The sequence below is a fragment of the Streptococcus sp. 517s genome, from assembly GCF_054445985.1.
On sequence record NZ_CM136847.1, the window covers coordinates 1666071 to 1678326 of the forward strand.

Here is a 12256-nt window from a genome sequence, read left to right on the forward strand (position 1 = left end):
TAATTTCTGGCGCAGGGCTAAAAACATCCACTGGATGTTCCAACTCTTCTAATTTTCAGGAGTTGGGCTAAAAACGTTCCCCGAACGTTTTTACTCCTCCATAAAGCTGTTGAAGACTTCTTCAATCATGTTCCATTCGTCTTCTGAGTCTTCTGGAATTGGTTGTAATTCGCCTTCTGTTCCATCTTCATTTTCAGTGAATGAGTAAGCTTGGATTTCAACTTCACCGTTTTCGTCTTCTTCTGCGTTAACTGGCACTAGCAGAACATAGTTTTTACCAAATTCTTCTTTCCCATCGATGGTCAAAAGAATTTCAAACAAGGTTTCATTTCCTTGCTCATCTACTAGTGTAATCAATTCACGTTCTTCGTGATCATGGTTGTGATCGTGCGACATAGTTTCTCCTCTGTCTTAAAATTTTCTATCTAAATAATTTTGCAAAATTAGCTGAGCAGCCAACTTATCAATAACTTTCTTGCGTTTGTTACGACTGATATCTGCTTGTTCAATCAACATACGCTCCGCAGCGACCGTTGTCAAACGCTCATCCTGATAGTCTACTGGCAAACCAAAGAGTTCTTCTAGCTTGGCACCATAGGCTTGACTGGCTTCTACTCGCGGACCGCTGGTATTGTTCATGTTTTTGGGCAGACCCACTACAAAGCGCTCCACCTTATAGCTGTCAACCAATTCCTTGATACGGTCAAAACCAAACTGGCCCTGATCCTCATTAATCTGGATGATTTCAAGGCCTTGAGCAGTGAAGCCTAGGGGATCGCTAATGGCAACACCCACTGTTTTTGAACCAACGTCCAATCCCATAATTCTCATAGATTATAGATCGACTCCTTGTCCTTTAAGGTAGTAGCGTACCAATTCTTCAACAATTTCATCGCGCTCATACTTACGGATTTGATTTCGTGCATTGTTGTAACGAGGAACGTAGGCAGGGTCTCCACTCAATACATAACCGACGATTTGATTTATCGGATTATAACCCTTTTCATTCAAAGAAGCATAAACATCTGTCAACGTCTCGCTAATCTCTTTCTTATTGGAATCATCCAATTTAAACCGTACAGTTTCTTCAGTAAATCCCATTCTAACACCCTCTTTCCTTAGAATAGTACTATTATAGCACATTCCCTGACGTTCTACAAATAAGTCAGTCTATTAATTTGGATTTTCTATTGTTCTGTCGCCCCATTTGCCACTCTGTCTGCAATATATTGGCTAGGTTCGTTTTTTAAGAGATTTTCAAGACCAATATTTTTTAAATATTCGATCTGAGATGTCTTTTTGACATCCAATACTTGAAAATCATAAGTCGTTGTTGTCTGGATTTCGGTCTCGCTGAGTAGCTTGGTTTCCAGTGTAAATCCTGCTAGTTTGCGTGCCTCTTGGATGGTCTCATCCTTCTCTTCAGCTTCTTGAAGCGCTTTTTTCGTCTCCTCTAGCCCATTTTCAGAGATAAAGTTCTTGAGTTCATCCCCGACAGGTCGTTTTTGCTGAATGGTCAAGGTCAAAAATTGATTGCCTTTATAGGTAATGGTCTGAATCTGCTGCGTTCCATTTTCTGACTTCGGCATCAACAAGGTCTTGGTGACAACCGTATTTTTTTCGGCATTGTCCAAAACGGGAAGGTTTGATTGGATGGGGTCAGATGCTGTTGTGGAAGCAGCAGGGGTTTCCTTTTTTTGCCCACATCCCGCAAGCAAAAAGAGGAGGGCAAAACTAGCAATTAGTAACTTTTTCATAATTCCTCACATGATTTTAAAACAAAAGAGCAAACAAGGCCAGGAGTCACTCCCAGCCTTGATGTTTTATAGAGCTGCACGTAGACGTGCTTCTGCATTTTCTACATTACGGACAGAGCGTGGCAAGAAGGCACGGATATCATCTTCTTTATAGCCGACTTGTAGGCGCTTCTCGTCAACGAGAATCGGACTCTTTAAGATCCGTGGTGTTTCCATGATTAAGTTGAGCACTTCATTGACACTCAAATCCTCGATGTCAACTCCAAGTGCTTTAGCGTAGCGGTTTTTTGACGAAACGATACTGGCAATTCCATTATCTGTTTTCGTGAGAATATCTAATAACTCTTCTCTTGTAATTCCTTCTTTACCGAGATTTTGTTCTTTATAACTTAACTGGTGGGCATTGAGCCAGGTTTTCGCTTTTTTACAGCTAGTACAACTTGAGACTGTATAAATTTTGATCATGTACCTACCCCTTTCGCTACATGTTACTATCAGTTTAGTCTATTATACCATAAAAAGCATCCGACTTGCGACCTATTTTTAAAAAAATTTAACTTTTTTCGCGATTTTCGTACTTTTTTCTTGACAAATTCAATTTATAACCAACTTCTAAATTTTTTGATATAGATTCGTTTCACAATTGTAACACTTATCATATAAAGAGTAATTATCAAAAGCAAAAAGAGGAAATAAATTGGTTTCAAAGGGGTTAAACGAAGGAGGTTAGCAATTGCAGAATAGGGAAGGAAGGTCACAAAACTAGCTGCTAGCAAGGTTGTCCCAAGAACCAACCATGACGGACGGCTTTGTAAGAAAGGGAGTTTTGCTGAACGAAGCATATGGATGACCATGGTTTGGGACCACATGGATTCAATGAACCAACCTGTCTGGAACAGGATGATAAAGCCCGTTGCAGACTCTGCTCCGTGAACATAAGCATGACCTGTCGTCATTGGGACAATGACAAAATAGAGCAAGATAAAGGTCAAAATATCAAAGGCAGACGAAATCGGACCCATCCAAATCATAAAGCGAGTAATAGACTTGGCTTCCCACTTATGAGGATGTTTCAAAAAGTCTTCATCCACATTATCAAATGGCAAGGCAATGCAAGAAAGGTCGTAAACGAGGTTTAACACAATCAAGTGAATCGGAGCCATAGGAAGGAAAGGTAGAAAGATACCAGACACTAAGAGTGACAGAATATTCCCGAAATTAGAGCTGACCGTCATCTTGATATATTTGGTCATATTGGCATAGACTTTTCGTCCTTCAACCAGACCTTTTTCAAGCACCATCAAATCCTTATCTAGCAAAATGACATCAGCTGTCTCTTTGGCAATATCTACTGCTGTATCAACAGAAATCCCCACATCTGCTACTTTCATAGAAGGGGCATCATTGATCCCATCTCCCATATAGCCGACACAGTGCCCATTAGATTTGATTTGTAAAATGATTCGTGCTTTTTGATCCGGAGAGAGTTTGGCAAATACAGTCACCTTCTCGACCGCTTGGGCCAACTCTTCGTCCGTCATGGCATCAATATCAGAACCCAACAAGATTTGATCAACGTCTAAACCAACTTTTTCGCATACTGCTTGGGTTACCTTCTCATTATCCCCCGTCAAGATCTTGGTTTGAACACCATACTCTAGTAAAGCTTGGATAGCAGGGGCTGCAGATGGTTTTGGTGGATCTAGAAAGGCAAGATATCCTGTTAGAATCATCTCCTTTTCATCTTCAACGGAGTAAGCAAAACCTTCCTTTAAGCCTGTTTTATAAGCGACTCCCAAGACTCGTAAGCCCTGTTGATTGAGTTGGTCCACTTCTTTTAAGATTTCCACTCGGATATCATCCGTCAGAGGGCTAATCTGATCTTGATATTCCACATGGGTTGAAATCGCAAGCATTTCCTCTAGGGCACCCTTGGTTACCAAACTAACAACTTCGTTCTCATCCTTGACGATGACACTCATCCGTCTGCGTTCAAAATCAAAGGGCAATTCATCTATTTTTTGAAAGGTAGTATCCAAATTTTGTAGAATAGCGTGTTCTTTAGCTTCTTTTTCAGTTCTACTGATAATGGCACGGTCCATCAAGTTTTTCAAACCGGTTTGAAAATAGGAATTGAGATAGGCTCGTCTCAACACAGATAAATCCAAATCCCCATGTATATCCAAAGGATATTCAAGGACAATTTCGTCTTGGGTAAGGGTTCCAGTTTTATCCGTACACAGGATATCAATAGCACCTAGATCTTGTATGGCATTGAGTTTTTTGATAACGACTTTTTCCTTGGCCATGATAATGGAGCCTTTTGCTAGACTGGCCGTGATGATCATGGGAAGCATCTCAGGTGTAAGCCCGACACCCACGCTCAAAGCAAATACGCCAGCCTCTAACCAATCTCCATCCGTCAAACCATTGGAAAGAAATACGATGGGAACCATGACCAACATCAAACGGATTAAAAGCCAGGAGATACTGTTCATATCCCGTTCGAAAGAGGTGGGCTCGTCATAAGTATTGAGAGTCTGCTCGATCTCTCCCATCATGGTGTCATCACCGACCGCTAGAATCAAAGCCTTGGCGCTTCCTGATATCACGTTGGTTCCCATGAAGGCGAGCGCTTCTGCTTCTAGCAGACTATCAAAATTTGACTGACTCATTTTTGACAAGGCTAGTTTCTCAACCGAATCACTTTCACCCGTCAAGCCAGACTGTTGGACAAAGAAATCACGTGATTCAATCAAAAGGAGGTCTGCTGGAATCATATCCCCAGCACTTAACTTGACTATATCTCCAACGACCAAATCTTCAATTGCGATCTCTAAACTCTGGCCTTCGCGAATAACCGTAGCTGTATTCACAATCATTTTTGAAAGATTGGTCGCAGCTTTGTCACTCCGCAATTCTTGGACAAAGCGTATGCCACCAGAGATTAGAACGAGAACGACGATGATGATAGAGGTCGTCGGGTCTTCTTGCCCAGGCTTCGCCAACCAGACGTTGGTCACCATGGAGATCATAGCGATGACCAGGAGGATGATTGTAAATGGATTGATAATAGATTCGTAAATCTTTTTGAGGATACTGTCTTCTTGACCCTTGGTGATGGTGTTTTCACCATATAAATCACGATTCTTTTCTATCTGTTCCTCAGTTAAGCCTGTTAGACTTGTCTTGTAAAAAGATAGAGTTTCGTTTAAAGGTGTATGAATAGCTGCTGCTAATCTTTCTTTTGTAGTTTTCATTGGTTTCTCCTATCTGTATGAATGATGTGTTTCATACACAGAGACCAATCACTTTATAAGGGCAGAACGACACAAATCAGCGATTGGCTGTGTATGTGCGGTTCTGGGTGGTCGTCAATTTGCATCGTCTGTCTCCTTTCCCTGTTCTAAAACAGTAGAAAATCCTGCCATAAAATGGCAGGATTAAAAAACTAATTATCTGTTTTTTCGTTCAAGCTTTAACTCCATAGGGCAATGAAATGAGCTTAGTCTTGGCCTTCGCGACCAGGACTGTTGACCAACGAGTAGTGTCTCCACTGCTTTGCGGTAGTCATCCGTATCCCTATGGTAGCCTCACCTACCGTTTTCGTTTATCAGTATAAACCTTTAAAATATAAAAGTCAACGATTTATCATAATTTTCTTAAATAACAATTAATTCCTTCGGTGCTAGAGTCAACAATTCGCAACCGTTATCTGTAATCAGGATATCATCTTCAATACGAACCCCGTATTTACCTTCAATATAGATACCCGGTTCATCAGTCAAGACCATACCAGATTTAATGACTTCTTTGGAAGTTTGGCTAAAGTAGGGTTCTTCGTGGATATCCAGTCCGATACCGTGTCCGATACCATGTGTAAAGTATTCTCCATAGCCTGCTTCCACAATGATATCACGAGGAATTTTGTCAAAGTCACGGAAACCTAGACCTGCCTTGGCTTGGTCAATCAGAGCTTGGTTGGCTTTCAAAACTGTGTTGTAGATTTCTGCTTGCTCGTCACTGACATGGCCTAGATAGATGGTACGTGTCATATCGCTGACATAGTGGTCGTAGAGACAGCCGAAGTCCATGGTAATGGCTTCTCCCGCTTCAACCGGTTTGTGCATTGGATGGGCATGGGGTTTGGAAGAGTTGATACCACTTGCTAGGATTGTATCAAAGGATAAGCCAAATGCTCCTAGCTCCCGCATGCGGAAGTCAAGGAAATTGGCAATTTCAATCTCAGTCTTTCCAGATTTGATAAAGTCAAGTGCATCGTGGAAAGCTTGGTCTGAGATAGAACATGCCTTACGAATAGTCGCAATCTCCGCTTCATCCTTAATCATACGAAGTGCTTCTACAAACTGAGTCTGTGGAAGCAAGTTGATCCCTGCAAACGCTGCCTGCATACGGTGGTAATAAGAGACCGAAATCTCGTCCTCAAAACCGATACGAGACAAGCCCATATCCTTAACAATGCCTGCAATAACAGCCAATTCATCGCGGTCAGCCACAATCTCAAAACCTGTTACTTCTTGCTTAGCTGCAATGATATAGCGAGAATCTGTCACCAAAACCTGACGGTCACGGCTGATGAAGACTGTTCCGTTTGAGCCCCAAAAACCAGTCAAGTAGTAAACATTTTTAAGGTTATTGATAATGATGCCATCTAGTTCTTTTTCTTGCATTTTAGCTAGAAATGCTTGTACACGTTTATTCATGATGTAACTTTCCTTTCAAATAGTGTCCTGTGTAGCTGGCTTCGTTGGCCGCTACTTCTTCTGGAGTTCCTGTTGCGATGATGGTTCCACCACCGACACCGCCCTCAGGTCCTAGGTCAATAATATGGTCTGCTGTCTTGATAACATCTAGATTGTGCTCGATAACAAGGACGGTATTGCCATCGTCGACAAAGCGAGCCAAGACTTTAAGCAAGCGAGCGATATCCTCGGTATGAAGCCCTGTCGTCGGCTCATCCAGAATGTAGAAAGATTTTCCTGTCGAGCGTTTATGGAGTTCGCTAGCCAACTTCATACGCTGGGCTTCTCCCCCAGAAAGGGTGGTAGCCGGTTGACCTAGCGTTACATAGCCCAGCCCCACATCCTTGATGGTCTGAAGTTTGCGTTGAATTTTTGGAATATGTTGGAAGAATTCCACCGCATCGTTGACGGTCATGTCCAAAACCTGCGAGATATTTTTTTCCTTGTAGTGCACTTCAAGGGTTTCACTGTTGTAGCGAGTCCCATGGCAGACCTCACAAGCCACGTAAACATCAGGCAAAAAGTGCATCTCGATCTTGATAATCCCGTCACCTGAACAGGCTTCGCAACGACCACCCTTGACGTTGAAACTGAAACGCCCCTTTTTGTAACCACGAATCTTAGCCTCATTTGTCTGGGCAAAAAGGTCACGTATATCGTCAAAGACCCCCGTATAGGTAGCAGGGTTAGACCTCGGCGTTCGTCCGATCGGGCTCTGGTCAATGTCAATCAAGCGGTCTACATGCTCAATCCCTGTAATCGTCTTAAACTTACCAGGTTTGTCTGAATTGCGGTTAAGCTTCTGGGCAATGGCTTTTTTGAGGATGCTGTTGATTAAGGTTGATTTCCCTGAGCCAGAAACGCCTGTTACCGCAATGAATTTCCCGAGTGGGAAGCGAGCGGTGATATTTTGCAAGTTGTTCTCACGCGCACCTGTCACTTCGATAAAGCGACCATTGCCAACACGGCGTTCTGACGGTACAGGAATCGCGCGTTTTCCTGATAGATACTGTCCTGTGATAGACTTGCTGTTACGAGCCACCTGCTTGGGGGTTCCTGCGGCAACAATCTCCCCACCAAAAACACCGGCACCGGGACCAACGTCAATCAGGTAATCCGCCTCGCGCATAGTATCTTCGTCGTGTTCCACCACGATGAGAGTATTGCCCAAGTCACGCATCTTTTTCAAACTGGCAATCAGGCGGTCATTATCCCTCTGGTGAAGACCGATGGACGGCTCATCCAGAATATAAAGGACACCTGATAGGTTGGACCCAATCTGGGTTGCCAAGCGAATTCGCTGACTCTCACCACCTGAAAGGGTTCCTGCCGAACGTGACAGGGTCAGATAGTTGAGTCCCACGTTATTGAGGAAGGTCAAGCGATCCTTGATTTCCTTGAGGATAGGACGAGCAATGATGGCTTCATTTTCAGACAAGGTCAACTGGCTCACCAAGTCCAAGTGGTCTGCGATAGACAGGTCTGAAATTTCTCCGATATGCGGCCCTTGCTCACCACCCACACGAACAGACAAGGCCTGGTCATTGAGACGGTAGCCGTGACAGGTTCCGCAGGTCAGCTCATTCATGTAGAGACGCATCTGGGTGCGCGTGTAATCACTGTTAGTCTCATGGTAACGACGCTTAATATTATTGACAACTCCTTCAAAAGGAATGTCAATATCACGCACACCACCAAATTCATTCTCATAGTGGAAATGGAATTCCTTGCCATCAGACCCGTAGAGAATCACGTTCTTATCTTCTTCTGACAAGTCCTCAAAGGGCTTATCCATATCCACTCCAAAGGCTGTCATGGCCTGCTCTAGCATATTTGGATAGTAGTTGGATGAGATAGGATTCCAAGGTGCCAAGGCTCCCTCACGTAAAGTTTTGCTGGCATCAGGAACCACCAAGTCAACATCCACCTCCAGCTTGATGCCCAAACCATCACACTCACTACACGAGCCAAACGGAGCATTGAAGGAGAAGAGACGTGGCTCTAACTCTGGAACAGTAAAGCCACAAACTGGACAGGCATAATGCTCAGAAAATAGCAACTCAGAATCGTCCATAGTGTCGATAATGACATAACCTTCTGCGATACGAAGGGCAGCCTCAATGGAATCAAAGAGACGGCTACGAATGCCCTCCTTGATGACAATACGGTCGACCACAACATCAATATTGTGTTGCTTGCTCTTGGACAACTCTGGCACTTCGGTCACATCATAAACTTCCCCATCCACACGGACGCGGACATAGCCGTCTTTCTGAACCTTTTCAATGACGCTCTTGTGTTGCCCTTTTTTCTTACGAATGACCGGAGCTAAAATTTGCAGACGTTGGCGTTCTGGCAATTCCAAGACCTTATCCACGATTTGCTCTACAGAAGAAGCCTTGATAGCCCCATGCCCGTTGATACAGTAAGGCGTCCCCACACGTGCGTAGAGGAGACGCAGATAATCATTGATTTCAGTCGTTGTTCCCACGGTCGAACGAGGGTTTTTGCTGGTAGTTTTCTGGTCGATGGAAATAGCTGGGCTGAGACCATCAATGGCATCCACATCTGGTTTTTCCATATTGCCCAAGAACTGGCGAGCATAGGCTGATAGACTCTCTACATAGCGCCTTTGCCCCTCAGCATAGAGGGTATCAAAGGCCAGACTGGATTTCCCAGAACCTGACAAACCAGTCACAACAACCAGCTTGTCTCGCGGAATCTCCACATCAATATTTTTTAAGTTATGGGCACGCGCCCCATGAATCACAATTTTATCTTGCATCTTTGTTCTTTCTAGTCCATTATTGCTTTCCATTATACCAAAAAATGTGAAATTCTATTACCCAAAAAGCTGTTTTTGTAGTATAATAGTACGGTGCAAAAAATGAATCACTGAAATAGTAGGAAAGGATAGGGGATATGAAACAAGTTTTTCTCTCAACAACAACTGAATTTAAAGAGATCGACACGCTTGAACCGGGTACTTGGATCAACCTCGTCAATCCTACACAAAATGAATCATTGGAAATTGCTAATGCCTTTGACATTGATATCGCCGACCTTCGAGCACCGCTCGATGCGGAGGAAATGTCTCGTATTACGATTGAAGACGAGTATACTTTGATCATCGTGGACGTCCCCATCACAGAGGAGAGAAATAACCGCACCTACTACGTAACGATTCCGCTGGGGATTATCATCACCGAGGAAACCATTATCACTACCTGCTTGGAATCCCTCCCAGTTCTCGATGTCTTCATCAACCGTAAGCTGCGTAACTTCTACACTTTCATGCGGTCACGCTTTATCTTTCAACTCCTTTATCGCAATGCTGAGCTTTACCTGACTGCCCTTCGTTCGATTGACCGTAAGAGTGAACAAATCGAAAGTCAACTTCACAAGTCCACTCGAAACGAAGAGCTGATCGAGCTCATGGAATTGGAAAAGACCATCGTCTATTTCAAAGCCTCACTTAAGACAAATGAGCGCGTGATTAAGAAATTGACTAGCGCAACTAGCAATATCAAGAAATACCTAGAAGACGAAGACCTACTCGAAGACACTCTGATTGAAACCCAACAGGCCATCGAGATGGCAGATATCTATGGAAATGTCCTTCACTCTATGACAGAGACCTTTGCCTCTATCATTTCCAATAACCAGAACAACATCATGAAGACCCTGGCTCTCGTGACCATCGTTATGTCTGTCCCAACCATGATCTTCTCAGCCTACGGGATGAACTTCAAGGATAATGAAATCCCTTTGAACGGTGAGCCGCACGCCTTCTGGTTAATCGTCTTTATCGCCTTTGCTATGAGTGTTTCGCTCACTCTCTATCTCATCCATAAAAAATGGTTCTAAGAGGAATCCCTATGTCTCAGATTGATTTACAAAAATTAACTAAGAAAAACCAAGAGTTTATCCACATCGCTACCCAACAATTTATCAAAGATGGTAAAACAGATGCTGAAATCAAGGCTGTTTTTGAGGAAGTCATTCCTAAAATCCTTGAAGAGCAAGTCAAAGGAACAACAGCTCGTTCCCTCTACGGCGCTCCAACTCACTGGGCTCACAGTTTCACAGTCAAGGAACAGTACGAAAAAGAGCATCCAAAAGAAAATGATGATCCAAAACTCATGATTATGGACTCAGCCCTTTTCATCACCAGCCTCTTTGCATTGATTAGCGCCCTGACCAACTTTTTCTCTACAGACCAGGCTATTGGCTATGGTTTGATTACCCTCTTGTTGGTTGGACTTGTAGGAGGACTTGCCTTCTACTTGATGTACTACTTTGTCTACCAGTATTATGGACCAGACACAGACCGTAGCCAACGTCCTCCATTCTGGAAATCAATCCTCGTCATCCTGGCCTCCATGGTCCTTTGGTTGGTTGTCTTCTTTGCAACAAGCTTCCTACCAGCCAGCCTCAATCCAGTCCTTGCTCCATTGCCTTTGGCTATCCTAGGAGCTGTCCTTCTCGCCCTTCGCTTCTATCTCAAGAAACGTTTCAACATCCGAAGCGCAAGTGCGGGACCATCCCGTTACTAAGATAATAAATAAGCAACTGCTCAGGCGGTTGCTTTTTACTACTTTCTTGATTTAAAAGCATTCTTCTGACATTCGCCATAGTTTTCTCTCATCTTTTGTGATAAAATAGGCTCAATCTATTTCTAGGAGGATGAGATATGGTTTCTACTATTGGTATTGTTAGTTTGTCTAGCGGTGTTATCGGAGAGGATTTTGTCAAATACGAAGTTGATTTGGGTCTCCTACGTCTCAAGGATCTGGGACTCAATCCTATCTTTTTGCCCCATTCGCTAAAAGGTTTAGACTTTATCAAGGACCATCCGGAGGCACGTGCAGAGGATTTGATGCAGGCCTTTTCGGATGATAGCATCGACATGATCCTCTGCGCCATCGGTGGGGATGATACCTATCGTTTGCTACCTTATCTTTTTGAAAATGACCAACTACAAAAGGTTATCAAACAAAAGATTTTTCTCGGTTTCTCAGATACGACCATGAACCATCTCATGTTGCATAAACTAGGGGTCAAGACTTTTTATGGGCAATCCTTTCTGGCAGACATTTGTGAGTTGGATAAAGAAATGTTATCCTATAGCCTCCACTACTTTAAAGAACTGATCAAGACTGGGAGAATCTTAGAAATCCACCCTAGCGACCTTTGGTTCGAGGAGCGGACTGACTTTAGTCCCAATGCTCTAGGAACAGCTCGGGTCAGTCATGTAAATACAGGTTTTGACTTGTTACAAGGAAATGCTCAGTTTGAGGGGGAAATCCTCGGTGGTTGTCTTGAGTCCCTCTACGATATCTTTGACAATTCTCGATACGCAGACAGCACAGTTCTCTGCCAAGAGTACAAACTCTTCCCTGACTTATCCGACTGGGAAGGAAAGATCCTCTTGCTAGAAACAAGTGAAGAAAAGCCTGAACCGGAAGACTTCAAAAGAATGTTGCAGGCTTTGAAAGAAACTGGGGTATTTGAGGTCATCAGTGGACTCTTGGTCGGGAAACCTATGGATGAAACCTTCTATGACAACTATAAGGAGGCGCTAATGGACATCATTGATAGCAATATCCCGATTGTCTATAATCTAAACGTTGGTCATGCCACACCAAGAGCCATTGTGCCCTTTGGCGTCCATGCTTATGTGGATGCAAATGAACAAGTCATTCGCTTTGACTATAACAAAAAATAAACAATTTC

11 protein-coding genes and 1 riboswitch are annotated in these 12256 nt (G+C 43.4%); of the genes, 3 read left to right on the forward strand and 8 right to left on the reverse strand.

The window, feature by feature from the left end:
- Positions 1-90: 90 nt before the first annotated feature.
- The 8 genes from ACVX3R_RS08355 to uvrA form a co-directional block, all read right to left on the reverse strand.
- On the reverse strand, positions 91-396 hold the full coding sequence (locus ACVX3R_RS08355) for a DUF1292 domain-containing protein (RefSeq protein ID WP_007520816.1): 306 nt from the start codon (positions 394-396) through the stop codon (positions 91-93).
- A gap of 15 nt (positions 397-411) precedes the next feature.
- Entirely contained in the window at positions 412-831 is a 420-nt protein-coding gene (gene ruvX / locus ACVX3R_RS08360) for a Holliday junction resolvase RuvX (RefSeq protein WP_002876031.1), read from the reverse strand.
- Positions 832-834: 3 nt separating this feature from the next.
- The gene (locus tag ACVX3R_RS08365; protein WP_000507060.1) at positions 835-1101 is read right to left on the reverse strand and encodes an IreB family regulatory phosphoprotein; all 267 of its coding nucleotides are present in this window, start codon (positions 1099-1101) and stop codon (positions 835-837) included.
- A gap of 86 nt (positions 1102-1187) precedes the next feature.
- Positions 1188-1757, reverse strand: coding sequence for an SP0191 family lipoprotein (locus ACVX3R_RS08370; RefSeq protein ID WP_458794852.1), 570 nt, complete (start codon positions 1755-1757; stop codon positions 1188-1190).
- A gap of 66 nt (positions 1758-1823) precedes the next feature.
- The gene (spx, locus tag ACVX3R_RS08375) at positions 1824-2222 is read right to left on the reverse strand and encodes a transcriptional regulator Spx (protein WP_000591165.1); all 399 of its coding nucleotides are present in this window, start codon (positions 2220-2222) and stop codon (positions 1824-1826) included.
- A gap of 134 nt (positions 2223-2356) precedes the next feature.
- A complete protein-coding gene (mgtA, locus tag ACVX3R_RS08380) occupies positions 2357-5017 on the reverse strand; it encodes a magnesium-translocating P-type ATPase (RefSeq protein ID WP_458794853.1) in 2661 nt (886 codons plus the stop codon).
- Between the two features lie 195 nt (positions 5018-5212).
- A riboswitch (M-box (ykoK) riboswitch) is annotated at positions 5213-5364 on the reverse strand.
- A gap of 55 nt (positions 5365-5419) precedes the next feature.
- Positions 5420-6481, reverse strand: a complete 1062-nt coding sequence (locus tag ACVX3R_RS08385; RefSeq protein WP_458794854.1) for a M24 family metallopeptidase — start codon at positions 6479-6481, stop codon at positions 5420-5422.
- Entirely contained in the window at positions 6474-9305 is a 2832-nt protein-coding gene (gene uvrA, locus ACVX3R_RS08390; protein ID WP_458794855.1) for an excinuclease ABC subunit UvrA, read from the reverse strand. Before uvrA ends, ACVX3R_RS08385 begins: the two co-directional genes overlap by 8 nt.
- Positions 9306-9442: 137 nt before the next feature.
- Between uvrA and ACVX3R_RS08395 the strand changes: the two genes are divergently transcribed.
- From ACVX3R_RS08395 to ACVX3R_RS08405, 3 genes are all read left to right on the forward strand, one after another.
- Positions 9443-10387: a magnesium transporter CorA family protein gene (locus ACVX3R_RS08395; protein WP_000815618.1), complete on the forward strand. Its 945-nt coding sequence runs from the start codon at positions 9443-9445 to the stop codon at positions 10385-10387.
- An 11-nt stretch (positions 10388-10398) separates the two neighbouring features.
- Complete coding sequence (locus tag ACVX3R_RS08400; protein WP_458794856.1) at positions 10399-11076, forward strand: DUF1129 domain-containing protein; 678 nt, start codon at positions 10399-10401, stop codon at positions 11074-11076.
- Positions 11077-11213: 137 nt separating this feature from the next.
- Positions 11214-12248, forward strand: coding sequence for a S66 family peptidase (locus tag ACVX3R_RS08405; protein ID WP_458794857.1), 1035 nt, complete (start codon positions 11214-11216; stop codon positions 12246-12248).
- Positions 12249-12256 lie beyond the last annotated feature (8 nt).

What these genes read in the sequence shown, in the direction of transcription:
- mgtA (WP_458794853.1), bottom strand. Translation starts at nt 5,017, where the DNA reads ATGAAAACTACAAAAGAAAGATTAGCAGCAGCTATTCATACACCTTTA.
- ACVX3R_RS08385 (WP_458794854.1), bottom strand. Translation starts at nt 6,481, where the DNA reads ATGAATAAACGTGTACAAGCATTTCTAGCTAAAATGCAAGAAAAAGAA.
- ACVX3R_RS08395 (WP_000815618.1), top strand. Translation starts at nt 9,443, where the DNA reads ATGAAACAAGTTTTTCTCTCAACAACAACTGAATTTAAAGAGATCGAC.
- ACVX3R_RS08355 (WP_007520816.1), bottom strand. Translation starts at nt 396, where the DNA reads ATGTCGCACGATCACAACCATGATCACGAAGAACGTGAATTGATTACA.
- ACVX3R_RS08370 (WP_458794852.1), bottom strand. Translation starts at nt 1,757, where the DNA reads ATGAAAAAGTTACTAATTGCTAGTTTTGCCCTCCTCTTTTTGCTTGCG.
- spx (WP_000591165.1), bottom strand. Translation starts at nt 2,222, where the DNA reads ATGATCAAAATTTATACAGTCTCAAGTTGTACTAGCTGTAAAAAAGCG.
- ACVX3R_RS08365 (WP_000507060.1), bottom strand. Translation starts at nt 1,101, where the DNA reads ATGGGATTTACTGAAGAAACTGTACGGTTTAAATTGGATGATTCCAAT.
- ACVX3R_RS08405 (WP_458794857.1), top strand. Translation starts at nt 11,214, where the DNA reads ATGGTTTCTACTATTGGTATTGTTAGTTTGTCTAGCGGTGTTATCGGA.
- ruvX (WP_002876031.1), bottom strand. Translation starts at nt 831, where the DNA reads ATGAGAATTATGGGATTGGACGTTGGTTCAAAAACAGTGGGTGTTGCC.
- ACVX3R_RS08400 (WP_458794856.1), top strand. Translation starts at nt 10,399, where the DNA reads ATGTCTCAGATTGATTTACAAAAATTAACTAAGAAAAACCAAGAGTTT.
- uvrA (WP_458794855.1), bottom strand. Translation starts at nt 9,305, where the DNA reads ATGCAAGATAAAATTGTGATTCATGGGGCGCGTGCCCATAACTTAAAA.